Annotated in this window: 21 protein-coding genes and 4 pseudogenes; 13 read left to right on the forward strand and 12 right to left on the reverse strand. The window is 64.3% G+C overall.

What is annotated here, in order from left to right; translation table 11 throughout:
* Positions 1 to 15: 15 nt before the first annotated feature.
* Entirely contained in the window at positions 16 to 1,260 is a 1,245-nt protein-coding gene (locus tag ACSKB8_RS31025; protein WP_438110751.1) for a threonine ammonia-lyase, read from the forward strand.
* 7 nt (positions 1,261 to 1,267) lie between these two features.
* Here the strand turns inward: ACSKB8_RS31025 and ACSKB8_RS31030 are convergent, their stop codons facing one another.
* Positions 1,268 to 2,446 (reverse strand): aminotransferase class V-fold PLP-dependent enzyme, encoded by a 1,179-nt coding sequence (locus tag ACSKB8_RS31030; protein WP_438108190.1) that lies wholly within the window; start codon positions 2,444 to 2,446, stop codon positions 1,268 to 1,270.
* A gap of 148 nt (positions 2,447 to 2,594) precedes the next feature.
* Between ACSKB8_RS31030 and ACSKB8_RS31035 the strand changes: the two genes are divergently transcribed.
* Positions 2,595 to 3,068, forward strand: coding sequence for a VOC family protein (locus tag ACSKB8_RS31035; protein WP_438108192.1), 474 nt, complete (start codon positions 2,595 to 2,597; stop codon positions 3,066 to 3,068).
* 12 nt (positions 3,069 to 3,080) lie between these two features.
* Here ACSKB8_RS31035 and ACSKB8_RS31040 read toward each other — a convergent pair whose 3' ends face one another.
* The 6 genes and pseudogenes from ACSKB8_RS31040 to ACSKB8_RS31065 all read right to left on the reverse strand — a co-directional run bounded on the left by ACSKB8_RS31040 (position 3,081) and on the right by ACSKB8_RS31065 (position 8,790).
* Entirely contained in the window at positions 3,081 to 3,632 is a 552-nt protein-coding gene (locus ACSKB8_RS31040) for a CAP domain-containing protein (protein ID WP_438110753.1), read from the reverse strand.
* Between the two features lie 91 nt (positions 3,633 to 3,723).
* Positions 3,724 to 4,764: an AMP-binding enzyme gene (locus ACSKB8_RS31045; RefSeq protein ID WP_438108194.1), complete on the reverse strand. Its 1,041-nt coding sequence runs from the start codon at positions 4,762 to 4,764 to the stop codon at positions 3,724 to 3,726.
* A 60-nt stretch (positions 4,765 to 4,824) separates the two neighbouring features.
* Positions 4,825 to 6,253: pseudogene (gene trmFO, locus ACSKB8_RS31050) on the reverse strand (methylenetetrahydrofolate--tRNA-(uracil(54)-C(5))-methyltransferase (FADH(2)-oxidizing) TrmFO).
* 126 nt (positions 6,254 to 6,379) lie between these two features.
* A complete protein-coding gene (locus tag ACSKB8_RS31055; RefSeq protein WP_007590701.1) occupies positions 6,380 to 6,532 on the reverse strand; it encodes a DUF1127 domain-containing protein in 153 nt (50 codons plus the stop codon).
* 398 nt (positions 6,533 to 6,930) lie between these two features.
* The gene (locus ACSKB8_RS31060) at positions 6,931 to 7,755 is read right to left on the reverse strand and encodes a lytic murein transglycosylase (protein WP_091885472.1); all 825 of its coding nucleotides are present in this window, start codon (positions 7,753 to 7,755) and stop codon (positions 6,931 to 6,933) included.
* Positions 7,756 to 7,881: 126 nt separating this feature from the next.
* A complete protein-coding gene (locus ACSKB8_RS31065) occupies positions 7,882 to 8,790 on the reverse strand; it encodes a DUF2189 domain-containing protein (protein WP_438108198.1) in 909 nt (302 codons plus the stop codon).
* A gap of 333 nt (positions 8,791 to 9,123) precedes the next feature.
* Here ACSKB8_RS31065 and ACSKB8_RS31070 point away from each other — a divergent pair, with 333 nt between their 5' ends.
* Positions 9,124 to 9,510: a DUF3597 domain-containing protein gene (locus ACSKB8_RS31070; protein WP_176945500.1), complete on the forward strand. Its 387-nt coding sequence runs from the start codon at positions 9,124 to 9,126 to the stop codon at positions 9,508 to 9,510.
* Positions 9,511 to 9,563: 53 nt separating this feature from the next.
* Here ACSKB8_RS31070 and ACSKB8_RS31075 read toward each other — a convergent pair whose 3' ends face one another.
* Entirely contained in the window at positions 9,564 to 9,839 is a 276-nt protein-coding gene (locus ACSKB8_RS31075) for a GNAT family N-acetyltransferase (RefSeq protein ID WP_128933623.1), read from the reverse strand.
* Between the two features lie 318 nt (positions 9,840 to 10,157).
* Between ACSKB8_RS31075 and ACSKB8_RS31080 the strand changes: the two genes are divergently transcribed.
* Positions 10,158 to 10,553, forward strand: a complete 396-nt coding sequence (locus tag ACSKB8_RS31080; RefSeq protein WP_128933624.1) for an SPW repeat domain-containing protein — start codon at positions 10,158 to 10,160, stop codon at positions 10,551 to 10,553.
* Between the two features lie 103 nt (positions 10,554 to 10,656).
* On the opposite strand, the gene ACSKB8_RS31085 is transcribed toward ACSKB8_RS31080, so the two are convergent.
* The gene (locus tag ACSKB8_RS31085; protein ID WP_438108201.1) at positions 10,657 to 11,016 is read right to left on the reverse strand and encodes a hypothetical protein; all 360 of its coding nucleotides are present in this window, start codon (positions 11,014 to 11,016) and stop codon (positions 10,657 to 10,659) included.
* A gap of 94 nt (positions 11,017 to 11,110) precedes the next feature.
* On the opposite strand from ACSKB8_RS31085, the gene ACSKB8_RS31090 reads away from it, so the two are divergent.
* The 6 genes and pseudogenes from ACSKB8_RS31090 (at position 11,111) to ACSKB8_RS31115 (ending at position 17,669) form a co-directional block, all read left to right on the forward strand.
* A complete protein-coding gene (locus ACSKB8_RS31090) occupies positions 11,111 to 11,608 on the forward strand; it encodes a hypothetical protein (RefSeq protein WP_438108202.1) in 498 nt (165 codons plus the stop codon).
* A 105-nt stretch (positions 11,609 to 11,713) separates the two neighbouring features.
* Positions 11,714 to 13,321: an acyl-CoA synthetase gene (locus ACSKB8_RS31095; protein WP_438108204.1), complete on the forward strand. Its 1,608-nt coding sequence runs from the start codon at positions 11,714 to 11,716 to the stop codon at positions 13,319 to 13,321.
* Between the two features lie 9 nt (positions 13,322 to 13,330).
* Positions 13,331 to 14,190, forward strand: a pseudogene (locus ACSKB8_RS31100) (PCC domain-containing protein).
* Between the two features lie 140 nt (positions 14,191 to 14,330).
* Positions 14,331 to 15,053, forward strand: a complete 723-nt coding sequence (locus ACSKB8_RS31105; protein WP_438110755.1) for an AAA family ATPase — start codon at positions 14,331 to 14,333, stop codon at positions 15,051 to 15,053.
* Between the two features lie 1,082 nt (positions 15,054 to 16,135).
* Positions 16,136 to 16,698: pseudogene (locus ACSKB8_RS31110) on the forward strand (SRPBCC family protein).
* Positions 16,699 to 16,700: 2 nt separating this feature from the next.
* Positions 16,701 to 17,669, forward strand: coding sequence for a cytochrome D1 domain-containing protein (locus tag ACSKB8_RS31115; RefSeq protein WP_438108205.1), 969 nt, complete (start codon positions 16,701 to 16,703; stop codon positions 17,667 to 17,669).
* Positions 17,670 to 17,826: 157 nt separating this feature from the next.
* On the opposite strand, the gene ACSKB8_RS31120 is transcribed toward ACSKB8_RS31115, so the two are convergent.
* On the reverse strand, positions 17,827 to 18,477 hold the full coding sequence (locus ACSKB8_RS31120) for an HAD family hydrolase (RefSeq protein ID WP_438108207.1): 651 nt from the start codon (positions 18,475 to 18,477) through the stop codon (positions 17,827 to 17,829).
* Between the two features lie 70 nt (positions 18,478 to 18,547).
* Between ACSKB8_RS31120 and ACSKB8_RS31125 the strand changes: the two genes are divergently transcribed.
* Together ACSKB8_RS31125 and ACSKB8_RS31130 are read left to right on the forward strand one after the other, a co-directional pair.
* Positions 18,548 to 18,769, forward strand: coding sequence for a DUF433 domain-containing protein (locus ACSKB8_RS31125; protein ID WP_438108209.1), 222 nt, complete (start codon positions 18,548 to 18,550; stop codon positions 18,767 to 18,769).
* Positions 18,770 to 18,840: 71 nt separating this feature from the next.
* Positions 18,841 to 19,191, forward strand: a complete 351-nt coding sequence (locus ACSKB8_RS31130) for a DUF5615 family PIN-like protein (protein WP_438108211.1) — start codon at positions 18,841 to 18,843, stop codon at positions 19,189 to 19,191.
* Here ACSKB8_RS31130 and ACSKB8_RS31135 read toward each other — a convergent pair.
* Positions 19,117 to 19,461 carry a hypothetical protein gene (locus ACSKB8_RS31135; protein WP_438108212.1) on the reverse strand — a complete coding sequence of 115 codons (345 nt, stop codon included), beginning with the start codon at positions 19,459 to 19,461 and terminating at the stop codon, positions 19,117 to 19,119. The genes ACSKB8_RS31130 and ACSKB8_RS31135 overlap by 75 nt on opposite strands.
* Positions 19,462 to 19,512: 51 nt before the next feature.
* On the opposite strand from ACSKB8_RS31135, the pseudogene ACSKB8_RS31140 reads away from it, so the two are divergent.
* Positions 19,513 to 20,013, forward strand: a pseudogene (locus tag ACSKB8_RS31140) (RNA 2'-phosphotransferase).
* Between the two features lie 75 nt (positions 20,014 to 20,088).
* Here the strand turns inward: ACSKB8_RS31140 and uvrA are convergent.
* Entirely contained in the window at positions 20,089 to 23,070 is a 2,982-nt protein-coding gene (uvrA, locus tag ACSKB8_RS31145; RefSeq protein ID WP_438108214.1) for an excinuclease ABC subunit UvrA, read from the reverse strand.
* Positions 23,071 to 23,185: the final 115 nt, after the last annotated feature.

Consider the following 23,185-nt stretch of genomic DNA (forward strand, 5'->3'; position numbering starts at 1 on the left):
CTCGACGCTGGCCTATTGGCCGACTTGTCCCAAAGCGCGACCTCCGATCTCGGCGACTTCCCGGTCGCACCAAGCGACATCCATGCGGCCGCCGAGACCATCCGGGGGGCCGTCGTCGAAACGCCCTGTAGCTACAGCCGGACGCTGAGCAGCATCTGCGGCTGCGGCATCTGGCTGAAATTCGAGAACCTCCAGTTCACGTCCTCGTTCAAGGAACGCGGCGCCCTCAATAGGCTGACCGCGCTGACGCCGGAGGAGCGTGCGCGCGGCGTCATCGCGATGTCGGCGGGTAACCACGCGCAGGGCGTCGCCTATCACGCAAGAAGGCTCAACATTCCCGCCACCATCGTCATGCCGGTCGGCACGCCCATGGTGAAGATCGAGAACACCAGGCATCACGGCGCGGAGGTGGTGGTCACGGGCGCGACGCTGGAGGAGGCGGCCGCGTTCGCGCGGAGCCACGGTGAGGCTCGCGGCATGATCTTCGTCCATCCCTATGACGATCCGCTTGTGATCGCCGGGCAGGGTACCGTCGGGCTGGAGATGCTGAAGGCGGTGCCGGAGCTCGATACGCTGGTCGTCCCGATCGGCGGCGGCGGGCTGATCAGCGGCATCGCCATTGCCGCCAAGTCGATCAAACCGTCGCTACGGATCCTCGGCGTCGAGGCCTGGCTCTATCCCTCGATGTACAACGCCATCCATGACGGGAATCTGCCGGCGCGCGGTGACACGCTCGCCGAAGGCATCGCGGTCAAATCGCCCGGCAAGATCACCACCGAAATCGTCCGCCGCCTCGTCGATGACATCGCGCTCGTGAACGAAGCCGAGCTTGAGCGTGCGGTTGCGACCCTGATCTCGATCGAGAAGACGGTGGTCGAGGGCGCCGGTGCCGCCGGCCTTGCCGCGCTGATGTCCGATCCATCCCGCTTCGCCGGCCAGAAAGTGGGCCTGGTGCTGAGCGGCGGCAACATCGATACGAGACTGATCGCCTCGGTCCTGACCCGCGAGCTGGCACGCGAGGGGCGACTGACCCAACTCTCGCTCGATATTCCTGACCGCCCCGGGCAATTGGCCGCGGTCGCGGCGCTTTTGGCCGAAGCCGGCGCCAACATCATCGAGGTCTCGCACCAGCGGACATTCTCCGACCTGCCGGCCAAGGCGACGCTGCTGCAACTGGTCATCGAGACCCGCGACAGCGCCCATCTCGACGAGGTGATGGCAAGGCTCAGTGCATCCGGGTTGACGGCGCGCTGCACGTGAGCGCGTCCTATCGCGGTGTTAAACCCGCGAGGTGACCGATCAGCCGATCGATCTCGGCTTCCGTATTGTAGTAGTGCGGCGAGGCGCGCACGACTGGCGGTAGCGCGCGAAGTTCTGCATCGATGCGGGTGCTCGACGGATCCGAAGCGCCGATGGTGATGCCCGCCGCAGCGGCACTGCTGACAATGGCGTCCGCGTCATATCCCTCCACCGTGAAACTGACGATGGCACCCGGGCGGCGGCCGAGGTCGCGTATTTGGATGCCGCGAATGGAGGCGAGGCCGCTGCGAATACGGTCCGCAAGCAAGCGGCAGCGCTGCTCAATAGGACCAAGGCCGATCGCGAGGGCATAATCGACAGCAGCCCCCAATCCAAGCCGGGCCGCGTAGTTGTTTTCCCAGGTCTCGAAACGGCGCGCATCATCGCGGAGCTGATACTCATCGCGCGAGACCCAGGGCGCCGCGAAATGGTCGATCATCGGCGGCTCGAGCCGCTGCAGCATCGCTCGGCGGACGTAGAGAAAGCCGGTACCGCGCGGCCCGCGCAGGAATTTGCGCCCCGTGGCGGACAGCATGTCACAGCCGATCGTTTCGACATCGACCACCATCTGGCCGACCGCCTGGCAGGCATCGAGCAGATAGGGAATGCCGTGCGCTCGCGCGATCCTGCCGATCGCCGCCGCGGGATTGATCAGCCCGCCATTGGTCGGAACCCAGGTGATGGCGATGAGCTTCACGCGCTCATCGATCATGCGTTCGAGCGCAGCGACATCGAGTTCGCCCGTCGAGTTGCTCGGCACGACGTCGATGATCGCGCCTGTACGCTTGGCCACCTGAAGAAACGCGACATAGTTGGCGGCGTACTCTGCCTCGGCGGTCAGGATGCGATCGCCCTGGGCAAATGGAAGCGAATAAAACGCCATCTGCCAGGCAACCGTCGCGTTCTCCATGAGGGCGATCTCGTCGGGCGCGGCATTCAGCAGCCGCGCGACCGAACCGTAGATCGTGTCGAGCCGGGCGGACTCGCGATCAGCGGCGGCATAACCTCCGATCTCGCTCTCGAGGTCGATGTGCCGTTTCATCGCTGTGGCAACGGGCGTTGGCATGAGAGCGGCCCCCGCATTGTGGAGATACGCAAGTCGGGAGGCGGCTGGTGTGTCGGTGCGTATCCGGTCGATGTCGATCAAGTGAGAGCCTCTGCGTTAGGGTTCCCTGAGTTTGGCACAACGACGCACGCGAGCAAGATCGGACAATAGATGCCGCGCCTGGAGCATGCCGTTCCGGATGCTATGATGATAGAGGGCGTGATTTGGTGGTGATTTGAAAGGACCCGCGATGGCGAAGAACACGATTTGCCTCTGGTACGACAAGGACGCCGAGGCGGCGGCCCGCTTCTATGCCGAGACGTTCCCCGATAGCGCCGTAAGTGCCGTTCACCGCGCGCCCAGCGATTACCCGTCCGGCAAGGCCGGCGATCTGCTGACGGTCGAATTCACAGTGGCTGGCGTTGCTTGTCTCGGACTTAACGGCGGGCCCATGTTTAGACACAACGAGGCCTTCTCGTTTCAGATCGCTACCGACGATCAGGAGGAGACAGACCGTTATTGGAGCGCCATCGTCGGCAATGGCGGGCAGGAAAGCGCCTGCGGCTGGTGCAAGGACAGATGGGGCGTTTCCTGGCAGATCACGCCGCGCGTATTGATCGAGGCGCTGGCGGCCGGCGGCCCTGAAGCCAAGCGCGCATTCGACGCAATGATGGGGATGACCAAGATCGACGTGGCCGCGATCGAGGCGGCGCGGCGCGGCTGAAATTGTCAGGCCTCAGATGCAGAGGCTGAGCAGCTTGATGTGGCAGCCGCTGGATTTGGGCTTGCTCGCGGGCGCGGCCTCGCGCTTCACGGCAACCAGCGGCTCCTTGTCCTTCTTTCTCCTGCCCTTCGGCTCATAATCGCCGGCGATCACCATCGCCCAATAGGTGCGCTTGCCGCTGGCATTCTTGGCGCTCGCGATGCCGACGCGGGAGGCATTGTGCAACAACAGGTTCTTGCGGTGCCCGGAGGAGTCGATCCACTGTCCCAGGGTCTTCTCGAAATTGTCGTAGCCATAGGCGATGTTCTCGGCGGCACGGCCCGCGCCGGCTGGCGCCACACGGCGGTTGAACGGGCCGAGTGCGTCGTGGCTGAGATCGTCCTTCGTCGCCATCGCGCGGGCCTGGTCCATGGCGATGCGGTCAAGGGTTGAATCGCGGACGACACGGACTTCGCCGTGCTTGAGGCGGAAGCTCGAGATCAGCTCGGCGGGGAACTTGGCCATTGCGGGTGTGATGGCCAGCAGTAGAAGGCCGGCGATCACCCCGCCGACCACACGATGCATCATCGTCCCCCGAGCGCCCATGACCCCCACCAAGTCTGCCTTTGCCGACCGCTTCTCTATCGCCAATGTGGACGCTTCAAGGCGCCAGGCCCTAGCTCGTTGGCAGATCCGCCTCGAAATTGAAGCGGTCGCGCAGGTTCTTGCGCTGCTCGAGGATGGCCTTGAGGAAGGCGCGGTCCTGATCGTTCTTCATCATCGGCTCGATCAGGTCGAGCTGGTTCATGGCGACCAGTTGCAGGATCTCGGTGCGCGGTTTGCCGCTGGTGTCGCGGGGCAGGGCGTGCACGACCTGGATGTGTTCCGGCGGCTTCGGGCCCTTGGCGGCCGCAAGCTCGTTGCGCAGCTCGCCTTCGAGCACGGCCTGATCGGCTTCGACGAAGGCATAGAGCCCGACGCCGGAGCGGCGGTCGGCAAAGGCGACGATGGCGGTGTCGCGCACGGCCGGGTTCTTGCGGATCAGTGCCGCCAGCACCGGCGCGTCGTTGACGAGCCGGCGGCCGCCACCCTCGCGGTCAGTGAAGTTGAACAGGCCGCGGGTGATGGCGCGATAGACCTTCTTGCCGGTGACAAGCCACAGGCTCGCCGCGAACGATTTCTTCGCCAGGATCTTCCGCTCGCGCGGCGTCAGTGCGTCCGGTGCGTAGGAGCGCTTGTGCTTGAGCAGATGCCGGAGGTCTTCATAGGCAAGGATGCGGTAGAGCCGGCCGCGCCGCGCAAAGCAGGCGGCGAGCTGGAAGTCGGTGACGTAGGCGCGGCCGTCGCGGCCGACCAGCCAGTTCTGCTCCTTGGCGAGATCGTTGTGGCAGATGCCGGCGCGGCGAAGCCGGCGCAGCGCGGCCTTGGCCGAGCGGAAATAGGCGAGGTCGCCATGCGGCTTGGCCAGATGCAGCGCGACGCCATCAACGAAGCCGCGCACCAGCGCGCGGCGTCCAGCCCACAGCAGCTCCGGACCGACGTTGAGGCCTTTGGCGAGCGCCAGCGCGCGCTTCTCGCGGGCGAACAGATGGCGTGCCAGGAGGAACGACCACCACGGCACCTCGTCGAGCCGGCGCAGCACTGCGTCGACCTCGCCGTTCTCGCTGCGGAAGCGGCCGCGCTCGACGGTTGAGAACACGTCGCGCTTGAGCAGCACGCCCTCGGTCCAGCGCGCCGAGAGTGCCGCGGCGTCGTCTTGGGGAGGCTCATCGAAAACTCACGCCGCGGCGGCAATGCGCAGGTGATCGGCGATCCAGCGATCGAGATCGGCGAGCGCGCGTGCGCTCATCGCCTGCTTCTTGGCCACCGTCTTCTCGTTGCCGCGCAGCCGCGTGCCGTCGGCCTTCTTGGTCGGCACGGCCGCGAGCGGCGGGAATAGGCCGAAATTGATGTTCATCGGCTGGAACGAGCGCGTGCCGGACTCGATGGTTTCGATATGGCCGCCCGTGATGTGGCCGAGCAGCGATCCCAGAGCCGTCGTGCCGGGCGGACTCGCCAGCGTTTCGCCGCGCGCATCGGCGGCCGCGTAGAGGCCCGCGATCAGGCCGACGCTGGCGGATTCCACATAGCCTTCGCAGCCCGTCATCTGGCCGGCAAAGCGCAGCCGCGGCTGCGCGCGCAGGCGCAACTGGCCATCGAGCAGCTTTGGCGAATTGAGGAAGGTGTTGCGATGCAGGCCGCCGAGGCGGGCGAACTCGGCCTTCTCCAATCCCGGAATGGAGCGGAAGATGCGCTGCTGCTCGCCGTATTTCAGCTTCGTCTGGAAGCCGACGATGTTGTAGAGCGTGCCGAGCTTGTTGTCCTGGCGCAGCTGCACGATCGCGTAAGGCTTTGTGGTCGGATCGTTCGGATTGGTGAGGCCGACCGGCTTCATCGGACCGTGGCGCAGCGTCTCGAGGCCGCGTTCCGCCATGACCTCGATCGGCAGGCAGCCGTCGAAATAGGGCGTGTTGGTCTCCCAGTCCTTGAACTCGGTCTTCTCACCGGCGATCAGTGCCGCGACGAAGCCGTCATACTGCTCCTTGGTCATCGGGCAGTTGATGTAGTCGGCGCCGTTGCCGCCAGGACCGACCTTGTCGTAGCGCGACTGGAACCATGCCACCGACATGTCGATGGAGTCGTGATGCACGATCGGCGCGATCGCGTCGAAGAAGGCGAGCGCATTCTCGTCCGTCAGCTCGCGGATGGCATCAGCCAGCGGCGCAGAGGTGAGGGGGCCGGTCGCAACGATGACGTTGCTCCAGTCGGCCGGCGGCAGGCCTGCGATCTCGCCGCGTGCGATCTCGATCAGGGGATGGTCGTTGAGCGCCTTGGTGACGGCCGCTGAGAAGCCGTCGCGGTCGACGGCCAGGGCGCCGCCGGCGGGTACTTGGTTGGCATCGGCGGCGCGCATGATCAGCGAGTTCGAGCCGGCGCATTTCCGCATGCAGCAGGCCGACGGCGTTGTTGGCGGCGTCGTCCGAGCGAAACGAATTGGAGCAGACGAGCTCGGCGAGCCCGTCGGTGCGGTGCGCCTCGGTCATGCGGCTCGGCCGCATCTCGTGCAGCACCACGGCCACGCCCGATTTGGCGACCTGCCAGGCGGCTTCGGAACCGGCAAGGCCGGCGCCGATCACGTGCACGATGTTGGGTTGGGATCCTGTCATGGGGCGGACAGGTAGCGCTTTTCGGCGTCCAGTGGAATCGCCGAGATCGAGTTTTCTGCCATCAGATGCGACAACGCCCGCACGAGGCGGGCGCTATCGGTTCGTCCGGTGAAGGGCTGAACGATATCAGCCCTGATACTGGCCGGCGGCAACGCGCGGGATGTCCGAGCGATCGAGGCCGATATCGGCCAGTTCGCGATCGCTGAGCTGGGACAACTCGGCAACATTGCGCTGATAATCCCGGAAAGCCTGGATCATGCGGATGAGCGAGAGCAGCATTGGTAGTCTCCTGTAGTTCGATTCAGCCCTTGCCCGGGCCTCATCGTTGAAATGAATATAGGAGAGAGTGGTGCAGTGCGAAAGTTCCGATGTTGCGATGCAGCTAGGCGAAGAATGCATAGCACTGGTAACCGACGATTAACCCGACGGCATTCCCGCTCAAGCCACGAGCAAGACAAGCAATTTGGTGCCATAAATTCCCGTGAATTCACGGGGTTATTGCGGATCATGCAGTTTAATACATGATGGAGTTCCTCGTACCTGCAAGGAGTTCATCCAGCGTCTGGACCCAAGTTAGATATGCACGAATCGCATGCACGACGTCGGCATAAAAATGAATATTAATTCATAATAAGATCTGCCGATTCGGAAATTGGCTGAACGGCAAAACGAGGGTTTTAAGGCGCGCGGGCGAGCTGGGTGGCGAAATAGGCGACGGTCTTGGAATAGACCTCGCTCTTGTTCCACTGCTGGAGCACCGCGAAGTTCGGACCGCCCGGCTGCCAATCCTTGCCGCGCTGCCAGCCATAGCCGGCGAGATAATTGGCAGTGGAGGCGAGCACGTCGGGCGCGTTGTGCAGGAGATCGCGCTTGCCGTTGCCGTCGAAATCGACCGCGTACTTCATCCAGGATGACGGCATGAACTGGGTTTGGCCAAGCTCGCCGGCCCAGGCGCCCTTCATGTCGGCAGGTGCGAGATCGCCGCGCTGGACGATGCGCAATGCATCCATCAGCTCGCCGCGAAACTGCTCGGCGCGCCGACAGTCATAGGCCAGTGTCGCCAGTGAACGGATGGTGGCGAACTTGCCGGTGTTGACGCCGAAATCGGTTTCGAGCCCCCAGATCGCGACCAGCACCTCGCCGGGCACGCCATAGGCCTGCTCGATGCGCGACAGCACCGAGCCATACTGCTTCATCATGTTGGAGCCGCGCTGCAGGCGCGGCGGCACCATGCGGCCGGAAAACTCCTCGAAGGTCTGGGTGAAGACTTTTTGCGACCGGTCGCGGTTGAGCACGCCCTGATCGAGCGTCACACCGGCGAGCCCCGATGCAATGGCCTGTTGCGAGATGCCCTTGGCCGCAGCGTCGGTTTTGAAATCCGCAAGCCAGGCGTCGAAATTACCCGAGCCGCAGGCAACAGCGGCGAGCGCTGGCTGGACTGACAGGATGGACGCGGAGAGGGCGAGGGCTGCAAGAGCGAGACGAGAAATCGTCGTGGTCATCAGATGAAATGGATTCCGTGAAGTGATCTGACCGGCGAGCATAATCTCGGTTGTAACCGCGGCCAAAGCAAGGCTGTGACAGCGCGACCCTGCCCAAGCCGGGCAGGATCGCACGTCACGATATCGTCAGGCGTCCGTGTTGTTCCTCCAGGGGAAGAGGTTGGCGGGGAAGTCGGCGGCCGGCTTGCGCGGACGATGCGGCGGAGGCGGCACTGGACGTGCACCTGGATCGGACACGATCACCTTGCGGTAGAGGTGCCAGGTGGCATGACCGAGCAGGGGGATCACCACGGCGAGGCCGAGGAACGCCGGGATCGTGCCGAGCGCCAGCAGCAGCGCCACGATCAGGCCCCAGGCCGCCATCGGCGCCGGGTTCTTCGCGACGACGCGCAGCGAGGTCACCATCGCCTCGAACGCACCGGCATGACGGTCCAGCATCAAGGGGAACGACACGGCACTGATGCAGAGCGCGGCGAGCGCGAACAGGAAGCCGGTGCCGCAGCCGACCACGATCAGCCACCAGCCCTGCTGCGTCGTCAGCACGCGCGTGATGAAATCCGAGATACCGGTCACGCCCTCATAGCCGAACGCCGCAACATAGATCGCCTGTGCGGTCGCGACCCAGGTCACGAACAGAGCGAGCAGCAGCGTGCCGAGGCCGAGCATCGCACCGAAGGAGGGCGAGCGGAGCACCTCCATGGCGTCCCAGGCGGTGGCCTCTTCATGGCGTTCGCGCCGACTGGAAAGCTCGTAGAGACCGAGCGCGGCGAAGGGCCCGATCAACGCGAAGCCGGCGGCCAGCGGAAACAGCAGCGGCAGCACCGAATAGCCCATCACCACGCGGGCGAGCACGAGGCCGAGCACCGGATAGATCACGCAGAGGATGATGGCGTGGCTCGGAACGGCCTTGAAGTCCTCCCAGCCGCGCTTCAGCGCGTCGTGCAGGTCGGACAGTTGGATGGTTCGGATCACCGGTCCGGCCGCTTCCGCGGTCCGGGCCATGCTGGGGACATTGCCCTGGTAGAGTGTGGCCATGGTCGGTTGCTCCCTTGCCATGCGGTCGATCTCGCGCCGGCAACGGCGCAAGTGGTCGCCTTCTTTGAACGATCGCGATTCCGACCAGACGCGAATTCCGGATGGCATCGCGAGCTGAACGGCAAGCGTACTCCCAATTCCGAGTCCTGTCCCTCACGCTTGGGCGAATTTCGATGACGCAGTGCAAACCTCGCCGATGTCATTCGGTCGTCATTTCGCCGCAGATAAGCTGATGCTGCGTGCTGCTTCGCAGAACTTCGCGGGCGTAACGCACGAACATCGTCTATAGTGCCACTCAAGGCCCTTCCAACGGATCCTTTTCGGGGAGCAGACATGAGCATTTTCGGGAAAATCATGAGCGCGATCTTCGGCAGCCAGCCGGCTGCTGTCGCGCCTGGCGGCAGCGCGCCCGCAGGGGCCGCACCGGGCACATCGGCGCCGGCTGCCGCGCCCATGGCAGCCGTCGACGTCGCCGCGATCGTCGATAAGGCGGTGGCTGCGCACAAGGGCGAGAAGCTGGAATGGCGCACCTCCATCGTCGATCTCATGAAGGCGCTCGACATCGATTCCAGCCTTGCTGCGCGCAAGGATCTCGCCAAGGAGCTGGGCTACACCGGCGATATGAACGACTCGGCGAGCATGAACGTCTGGCTGCACAAGCAGGTGATGTCCAAGCTCGCCGCTAATGGCGGCAAGCTGCCGCCGGAGATCAAGCACTGACCGATCGCTCGGTCGTAGCGCAAGGGCCCGCGATCTCGCGGGCCCTTTTGCGTTCAGGCGAGGAGATCCGCATCTTCCGGATGCCTGTCGAGATAGTCGACGACGAAGCCACAGCCGGCGATCACCTTCTTGCCGTCGCGGCGGATCAAGTCCAGCGCGCCCTTGACCAGTTCGGACCCGATACCGCGGCCGCGCAGGGCGCGCGGGGTTTCGGTATGGGTGATGATCACGGCCGACGGCGTCAGCCGGTAATTGGCGAAGGCGATGCCGCCGCCGACATCGAGCTCGAAGCGGCTCCTGTCCTTGTTGTCGCGTACCGAAGCCGCCATGCGAGACCCTTCCAAAGTGCAGATTGCGTCCTGATCTAGGAGGCTGAGCCCGCCCTTGCCAAGGTGAGACCAAGGGAGATTGCCGCAGGGGAGATATCTGCAAACGCGCGTCCTTGCGGCCGCAGTGCAGTATGGAAGTCTCGCTGTGCGAGCATGATGCAGCGAGTGCAAATAATCCTCGGTATTGCCCTTGCAAGCCCCACGGCGGTTCCCACGTCCTTGAGAGGACATACGCCCGAATGCGGCCGGCAGGGTCGCTAGACATTCGGAGTGTCATGATTGCCAGCCGCAGACGTATGCCTCTTGTAGGAGGGTACGATGTCGGATTTTGGTTTCTTGGGTACTCATCGAACATGGGAAGATTGGTGCGGGATGCTGCTCGGCGCGCTGATCGTGGCTTCGCCGTGGTTTCCCATCCAGGATCAGCCGGTCACCGGACACGAAACGATGATCCTGAATGCCGTCGCGGTCGGTCTGGTCGTGTTTGGCATCAGCCAGCTCGAATATGTTGCCTTGCAGCGCTGGCAAGAGGTGACGACGATCCTGGTCGGGCTGTGGCTCATCGCCTCGCCTTACGTGATCGGCTATTCCGGTGAAGGCTTTCTCCGCATCTACCACACGAGCCTCGGTGCGGTGGTGGTGCTGCTCGGCGTACTGCAGTTGTGGCAGGACTGGGATCTGAATGACCAGGACATGCTCAGGCACGGACAATAGGCCGTAGATATCGGCAGGCCCGCCGGCCGGCGGGCCTGTGTCCTTAGCTCGTGACGAGACCTGAGTAGCCCGGACGCCGCTCGATCCGCGAGGGCGGTTCGGTTCAATCGGCGGCTTTGGCGAGCCTGGAATCTTCGGGCTGCGGCTGCGGGCCGAGGCAACCCTGACAGATGACCAGGGAGCGATTGACCCTGGCGTCCTGCTCGGCGTCGGTGCCGTCCTGCGCCTGCCACCATTCCTTCGAAGAGGGCTGAAGTCCGGCGTGCGATCGGTCGTGCTCGGATCGGGCTGCGGTGCGCGCAGGTCCGGACGCTGCGTGCGGCCGGTTGGGATCTTCGCCGGCGCCGTCCCAGGCATAGCGCGCGGGTTTGAAGGCGGGATCTGAGGCCAGATGCGCTTGCGGGGCCACGGCACATCCGGCAAGCGCCAGCGTAAGCAGGAGGACGGCGGGCGCTTTGACCATGATCTGACACTCTGAACGCAAGAATTGAGCGAGGTTGCGCCGGTCATGTTTAAAATTCCCTGAACGATTGCGTCCGGGCCGGCGACAGAGGCGTATGCGCTATCTGATCCTCCTGCCCGCTCTCGTCGCTTCCGCCGCGCACGCCGAAGACGCAAGACCCTTCAATCCGTCCGACTATCCGCCCGGCGTGCAGAACGCGCTGCGCTACGCCAATGAGGAATGCGACAGCCAGGACGGCGGCACCGTGACCTTCGCGTCGGACACGGTGCGCAAGATCGACCTGACCGGCGACGGCCGTGACGACTACATCGTCGATTTCAGCGGCACCAAATGCGGCGAGCGCGAGACGATCTGTTGCGGAACCGGCGGCTGCACCATGAACATCCTGGTGGCGTTGCCGGGTGGGGACGTGCGTCTCGTCTTCGACGGTCGTGCCCGCAGCTACGAGATCAAGCCGAAATCGGCCAGGCACGGCCCCTCGCGCGTCATCCGCTTCGATCTGCATGGCAGCTATTGCGGCGGCTTTGGTGCGCAGACCTGCGTCAAGGAGAGGGCCATCACGACGAAGCCGTTTGCCTTCAGGGAGCCGTAGGGCAGGTACGCGGCCGGCGGCCTTGCGGGGGCGCGTTCGGTCGCGATAAATGGACTGCAATGAGCGGGTGGCTCGCGTGCCTTCCGCCGTCGAAGAGGAAACCCGATGCAGCCCCTGCGCATGTCCCGCCGCGTCATGAATCTCGCTTACATGTTGACCCAGAATGCGCGGCGGCATGGATCGCGACCTGGCTTTGTCTGGGGTGACAAGTCCTGGACCTGGCGCGAGATCGATGCACAGGTCTCGGCGCTGGCGGCCGCGCTCGCCGCACGCGGCATCACCAAGGGTGACCGCATCCTCGTCCATTCCAAGAATGGCGACGAGATGTTCTTTTCGATGTTCGCCGCGTTCCGGCTCGGTGCGGTCTGGGTCCCCACCAATTTCCGCCTGATGCCGGATGAGGTCGGCTATCTCGCGCAGGCCTCCGGCGCCAAGGCGTTTCTGTGCCATATCGATTTTCCCGAGCACGCTGCGGCCGTGAGCGGCGGTGCGCTGGAATTCACCTGGAGTATCGAAGGCAAGGCCGCGTTCGGCGAGTGCTCGGTGGCTGACGCGATCGTCTCGCAAGCCGGCGCTGCCGTGGAGAACGCCGCGGTCGAGCACGACGACCCCTGCTGGTTCTTCTTCACCTCCGGCACCACCGGCCGCTCCAAGGCCGCCGTGCTGACCCACGGCCAGATGGGATTCGTCGTCACCAATCATCTCGCCGATCTGACGCCCGGCACGACGGAGCAGGATGCCTCGCTGGTGGTGGCGCCGCTGTCGCACGGTGCCGGCGTGCATCAGCTGATGCAAACCGCGCGCGGTGCGCGCACCGTGCTGCTGCCGACCGAAAAGTTCGACATCAACGAAGCGTTCCGCCTGATCGAGGCGCATCGCGTCAGCAATCTCTTCACGGTGCCGACCATTTTGAAGATGATGGTCGAGCATCCCGCCGCCGACAAATACGATCATTCCTCGCTGCGCCAGGTCATCTATGCCGGCGCGCCGATGTATCGCGAGGACCAGAAGGCGGCGCTGAAGAAGCTCGGCAAGGTGATCGTGCAGTATTTTGGCCTTGGCGAAGTCACCGGCAACATCACCGTGCTGCCGGCCGCGCTGCACGATTCCGAGGACGGCCCGCATGCGAAGATCGGCACGTGCGGCTTCGAGCGCACCGGCATGCAGGTCTCGATTCAGGACGACGACGGCTGCGAGCTTGCCGCCAACCAGAGCGGCGAGATCTGCGTGATCGGCCCCGCAGTGTTTGCCGGCTACTACGACAACCCTGAAGCCAATGCGAAGGCGTTTCGCAACGGCTGGTTCCGCACCGGCGATCTCGGTCACATGGACGAGGAGGGTTTTGTCTACATTACGGGACGGGCCTCCGACATGTATATCTCCGGCGGCTCCAACATCTATCCGCGCGAGATCGAGGAGAAGATCTTGACGCATCCGGCCGTCGGCGAGGTTGCCGTGCTCGGCGTGCCCGATGCGACCTGGGGTGAGGTCGGCGTTGCCGTCTGCGTCGCGCGCGAGGGCGCGACGCAGGTGAGTGAAGTGGAGATGGCGGCGTTCCTCGCGCCGAAGGTGCCGCGCTACAAGATGCCGAAGCGCTTCTTCTTCTGGGAGGCGCTGCCGAAATCCGGCTACGGCAAGATTCCAAAACGCATGGTCCGTGATGAGCTCGAGGCGCGAGGCCTGCTCGATCTCGACAAGACGAAGGCAGGCTGAGCGGGCGTCATGCGCAGCATCGAGCAGCCGGGCGCACCTGGCGCAGAACGCATCCAATGGGTGGAGGCGAGGGGACGCGCCTTCGCGTTCACGCTTGAAGCCGGCCTGCCGCTGCTGGAAGCCGCGCGCCGCGGTTTTGCCGCGGAGGGTTTTGCCGGCGGCGTGCTCAATTTTGGTGCTGGCGCGCTTGGGCCGTTCGCCTATGTGATGCCGGCGCTGTCGAAGACTGGCGAGAACGCTGCGTCTACAGCGATACGTTCCGGCCCAAGGGCATGACGCGCACGAAGCTCGGCAGCATGACGCTGGGCATGCGTGACGGCGCGCCGTTCTTTCATTGCCACGGGCTGTGGACAGAGGCCGATGGCCGCGCCGGCGGCGGCCACATGCTGCCGGACGAGACCGTTGTCGCCGAGCCGTTCGAGGTCGAAGCGTTCGGTCTCGATGGTGCGATGTTCACGGCCGAGCCTGATCCGGAGACCAATTTCAAGCTGTTCGGGCCGGTGGCGGCGGCGAGCACCGGTGCGCGGGCCACGAGCCAAGCGTTTGCGATGCGGCTGCGGCCGAACCAGGATTTTGCCGGTTGCCTCGAAGCATTCTGCCGCGCGCACGGCATTGCCCGCGCCAAGCTCCACGGCGGCGTCGGCTCCACCATCGGCGCGCGCTTCACCCATGGCGGCATAACCGAGCCGTTCGCCACTGAGCTGGCAATAACGTCCGGCGCGATCGAGCCCGGTTCGTCCGGCGCGCTCGAAGCCGCACTCGACGTCGCCCTGATCGACTACACCGGCGGCCTCGCCGAGGGCCGCCTGGTGCGCGGCGACAATCCCGTGCTGATGACCATGGAGCTGGTGCTGGTGCCCATGGGTTAATCCTTGGGCTGATGCTTTGGCTGATCCTTGGGGTAAGGCACGACCGAAGCTTGCGACCTTCCGCAGATGCCACTTCCATGCAGTTTTCGTTCCTGATATGTTCCTTCGAAGATTTCGGCGGGGAGGAGCGGGGTAGGGGCATGAGCCGGACACGACGTCGACAGACCACACTGCGCGCGCCCTATCTCAGGCGTGTCTGGCTCGATCGCTCGCGGGTCGAGGACTGGGAGGCTTATCCGTTCTGCCTTCCCGTCTTCAGGGATGAGTTCGATCACAGCTTCGAGTCCGCGGTCACGATCATCGTCGGCGAGAACGGAACCGGGAAATCGACCATTCTCGAAGGCATCGCGGGGATGGCCGGCTTTGCCAGCACCGGCGGCCGCAAGGGCTTTCAGGAGATCGACGGCGGCGGCATCGAAATCACCGGCGAAGAGCTGTCGTCTGCCTTGCGGGCCGCGTGGGTGCCGAAGGTGACTGACGGCTGGTTCTTCCGGGCCGAGACATTCTTTTCGGTTGCGCGCTATATGGACCGTTCCGCCGTGAGCGCTGCGCAAGCCATGGAAGGCGTGTTTGGTGCGAGCGTCCAGGGCATCTACATCTTCGACGAGCCGGAATCGGCGCTGTCGCCGGCGCGGCAAATGGACTTCCTCAAGCTCCTGCATCGCATGGATCTCTCCGGCAATTGCCAGGTGATCATGGCAACGCACGCGCCCTTGCTGATGGCCTATCCCAACGCGCAGCTGCTGCGGCTGGGAAAATATGGCCTGGAGCCTGTTACGGTGGAGCAGACCGATCATTACCGGGTGATGCGTGAATTTTGCGACGATCCGCACGGGTTCGTGGAGGCGACGCTAGGGGAGTGATTGAGGGATGTGGCAGACACCCGCTCTCTCCGTCGTCATTGCGAGGAGCTCTTGCGACGAAGCAATCCAGAGTCTTTCCACGGTGGCAGACTGGATTGCTTCGCGGAGCCTGTCATCAGGCCGCGCTTCGCGCGGACCCGTTGGCTCGCAATGACGGAGTGGAAGGCAACAGCGCACCTACTCTCGTGTCCCGGACAAGCTGCAACGCGTGAGCGTTGCGGCGCAGAGCCGGGCCCCAGGAGGCCGCGGTGCGCTGCTGCATGGGCCCCGGCTCTGCAGCGCATCGCCGAAGAGGCGCCGCGCTGCGTCCGGGGCACGAGAGACGAATCCATCTCGCATTCCTATCCAGATCGCACACACGGTTTCCCGTTCTCGCGGCACCTCGTGCCCGAGCTTTGCGTTGGTCGTCGCCCTCGAAGATGCCGAGGGCGCAGGGAAGGCCGGGTGCCGGCTGGCACCCGCGGTCCGCTGTGCGCAAATGCGCTGGAAACAAATGCACAGCGGCATACAGGGCAGCCTGGACATCCCGGCCTTCCCTGCGCAGTGGTTTTACGGCTTATGTCGTGATCTCCCCGGGGAGCGATGCACTATTGCCCCCGTCGCCTTGCGGATGGCTGATGTTGCGCGCCCGGTCGGGCCGCATGCATCACCGCAACACTTGGCGCACAGACCCCGGGCGCCAGGACCACACGATTTTGCCGTACGCAGGCTGCACCCGTCGTGTGCGCGCGGCGTTCGCTCACGGAGTGACCCGCCCTGCAAACCCACCAACGCGCGATGCTGCCCGCGTCCACCACATCCCATCCCGCGTTCGTGACGATCGCGATCCGCCCCTCGGCCCGGGTTGGGGTGACCGAAACATGCGATAATTCCGAATTCGAGTAAAGCGAATTGTTTTGATCTGGACGCATTGACCCTGGCCTCGTGTGTTTTGCCCGTCGGGCAACGCAAGGGATGGTGTGGATACGGGCACCGACGCTTGCCACAGCCGCGCCACGAACAGGTCTCCCCATGGTCCAAATATGCGCTACGATGATCTCAGCGCGCCTCAAGTCGCGCAGATTGATGAATGAGGAAACGGTATGAGGATGACGATGGGAACGGCGATCGCCGGGGTGGCGGCGCTGGCGGTGGTGGGGACGGCTCTGACGGCGGCTTTTGAGCCGGTCTGGGCTCATGGGCCGACCCGGCAGAAGGTGCGGGAATCGATCGAGATCAGCGCGCCACCGGCCAAGGTCTGGGCCGCGATCGGCAATTTCCAGGACATGAGCTGGCTCCGCCCGTCACCAAGACCGAGGGCCAGAAGGGCAACGAGATCGGCGCGACGCGGACGCTGACCCTGACGGGCGGACCGACCGTCGAGGAGGAGCTCTACAAATACGAGCCCGAGATGCTGAGCTATTCGTACCGGATCACCAAGGTCGACGTGAAGGTGCTGCCGGTGACCAATTATTCCTCGACCTTGACGGTGTCGCCCGCGCCTGATGGCAAAGCGAAGCTGGAATGGGCCGGCGCGTTCTATCGTGGTTACCCCAACAACGATCCGCCACCGGAGCTGAGCGACGAGGCCGCGGTGAAGGCGGTGAGCGGGCTGTACAAGGCCGGGCTCGAGGCGCTCAAGAAGAAGATCGAGAGCGGTAGCTGATCGTGCGAGCGCTGGTCCTGGCGGCCTTGGCCGCCAGCCTTTGCGCTGCCAGTCTCGGTATAGCGGGGCCTGGCAGCGCGTCCGCCGAAGAGGCGTTCGTCACCAACCAGCTCAGTGACGATCTGATGGTCGTGGATCTCGCCACTGCGCGCAGCGTTGCGACCATCCCGATCGGCGGCAAGCCGGCGGGCGTCGCCGTCAGTGCGGACGGACGCTTTGCCTATGTGACGAGCCCCGATGCGAAGGCAGTGACTGTGGTGGACGCGGCCGCGCGGCAGGTTGCGGGGCGGATCGAGGTCGGCGGCGGGCCGCTCGGCATTGCCGTCGGGCCCGATGGCCGCACCGTCTATGTCGCCGACTGGTATGTCGCCGCGGTGCGGGTGATCGATACGGCTTCGCGTAGCGTCACGGCCAGCATCGCGGTCGGCGCTTCGCCATCGGGCCTTGCGGTGACGCCGGACGGCAAGCTGCTGCTCTCGGCCGACCGCGACGACGACAGCGTCTCGGTGGTGGACACCGCGACGCGTCAGCGCAAAGCAATGATCAAGGTCGGCACGCGTCCGTTCGGCGTCACCATCGATGCCGATGGCAAGCGCGCCTACACCGCCAATGTCGGCTCCGACGATGTCTCCGTGATCGACATCGCCGAAGGCCGCGAGATCGGCCGCGTGCCCGTCGGGATGCGGCCCTATGCGGTGGCGCTGACGCTGGGGCGCGGCTTCGTCACCGACCAGTATGGCGGCACCGTCAGCGTGTTCGATCTGGCGACGCTGAAGCCAATCAAGCGCATCAATGTCGGCGACTATCCCGAAGGCATCGCCGCCACCGCCGACGGCAAGCGCATCATCGTCGCCTGCTGGGAGAGCAACGTGCTCGATATCATCGATGCCACTGATCTGAAGGTCATCGGCGAGGTCAAGACCGGCGACGGCCCACGGGCATTCGGGTCGTTCTTGCGGAGGACGGAGTAGGGGGCGCCCGCGTAGGGTGGGTTAGCCGGGCCGCGTGCACGATGCCTCAGCGATCTCAGGCGCACGGCGTAACCCACCATGCCACGAGCAGCAGCGGCTCGAGGAGACGCACAGCGGTGGGTTACGCCCTGCAGATGCGCTACGCGCATCTGCAGGGCTAACCCACCCTACGGATTCCGCGATCCGAGTACACCGCTTCCGCAATCTCATCCATCTGCTGAAACACGTGATCCGGCCCCAGCGCCCGCAGCGCCGCCGGTGCCGCATAGCCCCAGCACACCGCGCCACAGGCAATGCCGACGGACCGCGCCGCCTCGATGTCGCGGACTTCGTCGCCGATCGCGATGACCTGGCTCGGCTCGACGCCGGCGCGGCGGATGACTCGACGGAATTTCGCGGGCTTGCCGAACAGCGAGGCCGCGCAGTCGAAATGCGAAAACAGCGCGGCGGCCTCGCCCAGCTTCTCGCGCGCATTGGCCTCGCTGTCGGATGTCACCAGCGCGAGCTGCACGCCGTTGTCCGCCAGCGCCCGCAGCATGGTCTCGACGCCCGCAAACAGCGCAATCTCGCTAGCTGCCTCCGCCTTCAACCGCCGCGCATGCCGCGCGATCGCCGGCAGCTTCCACACGGGCACTTCGAGCCGGGAGAGGATCTCGCGGCTCGACGCATGCCGCAGCTCTTCGATGTCTTCATCCGCGACACGGCGAAAGCCGAAGCGATCGGCGACGTCGTTGATGGTGCGCAGGAACCACGGAAAGCTGTCGGCCAGGGTGCCGTCGAGGTCGAAGATGGCGAGGGAGTAGGGCATTGTGGGTTCTGGAGTTCGCTGACAGGCAAGATGTGACGTGCTATCATTCGGCAAAATTTCGAGGACAGCCATGCGGCACGAGCGAATTGAAATCAACCCGGCGGTCATGGACGGCAAGCCCGTGATCCGCGGGACGCGTGTGCCGGTCGAACTGGTGTTGCGCGAGCTGGGTGCGGGTATGACCACTGAGGCCATCATCGCGGAGCACCCGCGGCTTACGCCTGATGATATCCGGGCGGCCCAGGCGTTCGCAGCCGACTATTTGACTGACGAAGACATCATTTATCGCTGAACCGTGCTCGGCTCGCGGACGAGTGCGTCACGGTCTCTCTGGTTCGAGAACTGCGCGGCGCCGGTCACGACGTGCTTTACGTCGCCGAATTTGCTGCCAGTCTGAGCGACGTGGAGGTCATCGTGCTGGCGTCGCGGGAAGGGCGTCTTCTCCTCACAGCTGACAAAGATTTCGGCGAGCTTGTCTTTCGTCGCGGCCAAGCCGTTCCAGGTCTTATCCTGTTGCGCATCGATCCGGAGAATGGGCCGCTGGTACGGAAGCGGCTGCTGGAGGCCGTCGACAAGTTCGGCCAAGGGCTCTTCGGCCGCTATGTCGTGATTGATGAGGTTCGTTTTCGATCCCGTAAGTCACCGCAATTTGCGGACATGAACATTGATATCGATATCGATGTTGCTGACGCAAGTCTGAGTGGTCCGATGTGAGCCGCCCTCGTGCCAATGGCCGTCGCGCGCTCGAGCACCGCTGACATTGGCCAGCTTCAGGCAGCGCCATTGCGGCAGCGGCCCGCTGCTTTCGCCAGAAAACTGCCAAGCCAGCACAGTTTCTTCACCGCGTTTGTTGGTGCCGATGATATGCGGACAGAGCTCGCGGTATCGCCCCTCGTAGACGCAGGTCACCTGCCGTTCCGCAAGGATGGCGTTGCGGAAGAACGTGTAGGTTTGGTTAGGCATCGCTCCCTCCAGATCGATCATCTGGTCTTGTCGAATACTTAAATTTAGAGGTAGGGGATTGGAAGGGAAGCCATGCCGATCGATGACATCCAGCTCAGCAAGTTTCTGAGCCTCGTCCTGCGCCATAAGCCTGATGTGATCGGGCTTGTGCTGGATTCGCAGGGATAGGCCGGTATCGACGACCCAATCGTCAAGGCGAATGCCGCTGGCACGAAGTTTGGCCGTGAGGATCTGCTGCGCATCGTCGCAGAGAGCGACAAAAAGCGATTTTCTCTGTCACCAGATGCCGACCGCATTCGTGCTGCGCAAGGGCATTCGGTTTCGGTTGAACTGGGCTTGGCTGCGCAGGAGCCGCCCAAGACCCTTTATCACGGGACAGCGGTCCGATTTTTGGAGCCGATCCTGTCGGAGGGCCTGAAGCCACAGTCGCGTCAGCAGGTGCATCTTTCCGCCGACAAGTCGACGGCGCTGCGTGTGGGGCAGCGCCATGGAAAGCCTCATATCTTCAAGGTCGATGCTGCCGTCATGCACGCGCGCGGTTTCAAGTTTTATCGCGCTGACAATGGAGTATAGCTAACCGATACCGTCCCACCAGAGTACCTGGTGCCGGTTACGAACGAATAACGCGAAGAGGTAGCGGAGCTGGCTTCACTCCGCCGCCTCGCTTGTCCTCCCGCGCTTCGGCTTGCGCGCCTTCTTCAGCACCGGCTCCAGGAATTTGCCCGTATAGCTCCGCGGCGCTTTCGCGATGTCTTCCGGTGGGCCCCAGGCGACGATCTCGCCGCCGCCGTCGCCGCCTTCGGGGCCGAGATCGATGACCCAGTCGGCGGTCTTGATGACTTCGAGATTGTGCTCGATGACGACGACCGTGTTGCCCTGTGCGACCAGTTCGTGCAGCACCTCCAGGAGCTTCTTGACGTCGTGGAAGTGCAGGCCGGTGGTCGGCTCGTCCAGGATGTAGAGCGTGCGGCCGGTGGCGCGCTTCGACAGCTCCTTTGCCAGCTTGACGCGCTGGGCTTCGCCGCCTGAGAGCGTGGTCGCCTGCTGGCCGACATGGATGTAGTCGAGGCCGACGCGGTGCAGCGTATTGAAAGTCTCGCGCACGCGCGGCACTGCCTTGAAGAACTCGGCGGCCTCCTCGACGGTCATGTCGAGCACGTCGGCGATGCTCTTGCCCTTGAACAGGACCTCCAGCGTCTCGCGGTTGTAGCGCTTGCCCTTGCAGACGTCGCAGGTGACGTAGACGTCGGGCAGGAAGTGCATTTCGATCTTGATGACGCCGTCGCCCTGGCAGGCCTCGCAGCGGCCGCCCTTGACGTTGAAGGAGAAGCGGCCGGGCTCGTAACCGCGCGCCTTGGCCTCGGGCAGGCCGGCGAACCATTCGCGGATCGGCGTGAAGGCGCCGGTGTAGGTCGCGGGGTTGGAGCGCGGGGTGCGGCCGATCGGCGACTGGTCGATGTCGATGATCTTGTCGATATGCTCGAGGCCCTCGATGCGGTCGTGCGGCGCGGCGCCCTCGCTGGCATTGTTCAGCTTGCGGGCGATGGCGCGGTAGAGCGTGTCGATCAAGAGCGTCGACTTGCCACCGCCGGAGACGCCGGTGACGCAGGTGAACAGGCCGAGCGGAATTTCGGCGGTGACGTTCTTGAGGTTATTGCCGCGCGCATTGACCACCTTGATGGTGCGGCGATGGTTCGGCGGGCGCCGCTCCGGCACCTCGACCTCGAGCTCGCCGGTCAGGTACTTGCCGGTCAGCGATTTCGGGTTGCGCATGATCTCGGCGGGCGTGCCTTCGGCGACGATGTAGCCGCCATGCATGCCGGCGCCGGGGCCAATGTCGAGCACGTAGTCGGCGAGGCGAATGGCGTCCTCGTCGTGCTCGACCACGACCACGGTATTACCGAGGTCGCGCAGGCGCTTCAGTGTATCGAGCAGGCGCGCATTGTCGCGCTGGTGCAGGCCGATCGAGGGCTCGTCGAGCACGTAGAGCACGCCTGTTAGCCCCGAGCCGATCTGCGAGGCCAAGCGGATGCGCTGGCTCTCGCCGCCGGACAGCGTGCCGGAGGAGCGGGACAAGGTGAGATAGTTGAGGCCGACGTCGAGCAGGAAGGTGAGGCGCTCGCGGATTTCTTTCAGGATGCGGCCGGCGATCTCGTTCTGCTGCGCGTTGAGCGCATCAGGCACGGTCTCAAACCACTCGCCCGCCTTCTTGACCGACAGCTCCGAGATCTCGCCAATATGCTTGCCGCCGATCTTGACGCAAAGCGCCTCGGGCTTGAGCCGAAACCCGCGGCAGCCCTCGCAGGGTACGTCGTGGAAATATTTCGCCAGCTCCTCGCGCGCCCATTCGCTCTCGGTCTCGCGGTAGCGGCGGTTGATGTTGGTGATGACGCCCTCGAACGGCTTCTTGGTGTCGTAGGAGCGCACGCCATCCTGGTAGGAGAACTTGATCTCGTCCTCGCCGGAGCCGTAGAGGATCGCGTCCTTGGTCTTCTTGGCGAGATCCTTCCACTTGGTGTCGAGCGTGAACTTGTAGTGCTTGCCGAGCGCGGTCAGCGTCTGCTCGTAATAGGGCGACGACGATTTGGCCCAGGGCGCGATCGCGCCCTTGCGCAAGGACAGCTCCTTGTCGGGGATCACGAGATCCTCGTCGACATGCTGCTCGACGCCGAGGCCGCCGCAGGCGGGACAGGCACCGTAGGGATTGTTGAACGAAAACAGTCTGGGCTCGATCTCGGGGATGGTGAAGCCGGAGACCGGGCAGGCGAACTTTTCCGAGAACAGGATGCGCTCGGGCCCGCTCTTGTCGTGGATTTTCGCGGTCTTCTTTTTCTCTTTCTCTTCCGCAGGCGCAGCTGCGGGCGCGTCGGCGAACTCGACGACGGCGAGGCCTTCGGCGAGCTTCAGCGCGGTCTCAAAGCTCTCCGCAAGGCGCTGGCCGATGTCGGGGCGCACCACGATGCGGTCGACCACGACGTCGATGTCGTGCGGGAATTTCTTGTCGAGCGTCGGCGCTTCCGCCAGCTCGTAGAAGCTGCCGTCGATCTTGACGCGCTGAAAGCCCTTCTTGAGCCACTCGGCGAGCTCTTTGCGGTACTCGCCCTTGCGGCCGCGCACGACCGGAGCGAGCAGATAGAGGCGGGTGCCTTCGGGCAGCGCCAGCACGCGGTCGACCATCTGCGAGACGGTCTGGCTCTCGATCGGCAGGCCCGTGGCCGGTGAATAGGGTACGCCGACGCGCGCCCAGAGCAGGCGCATATAGTCGTAGATCTCGGTGACGGTGCCGACGGTGGAGCGCGGGTTCTTCGAGGTCGTCTTCTGCTCGATCGAGATGGCCGGCGATAGCCCGTCGATCTGATCGACGTCGGGCTTCTGCATCATCTCCAGGAATTGGCGCGCATAGGCCGACAGCAACTCGACGTAGCGGCGCTGGCCCTCGGCATAGATGGTGTCGAAGGCGAGCGAGGATTTGCCCGAGCCTGACAGGCCCGTGAACACCACCAGCTTGTCGCGGGGAATCTCGACGTCGATGTTCTTGAGGTTGTGCTCGCGCGCGCCACGGATCGTAATTGCGCGCAGGCTCGAGCCCGCGTTCTGTTGTTGGCGCTTGGCCTTGATCACTTCGTCCATCCCGGTGGTCCTCAAGGAATCCCAAAGACGCGCGATCGCGCCAATGCAAAAGGCGCGCTTCGCCCGGAACCGGGATCGGCGCCAATGGGTATGGCAGCGAACGTAGGAAGAACGG

Source organism: Bradyrhizobium sp. BR 1432, assembly GCF_051547705.1.
Taxonomy (GTDB): Bacteria; Pseudomonadota; Alphaproteobacteria; order Rhizobiales; family Xanthobacteraceae; genus Bradyrhizobium; species Bradyrhizobium zhanjiangense.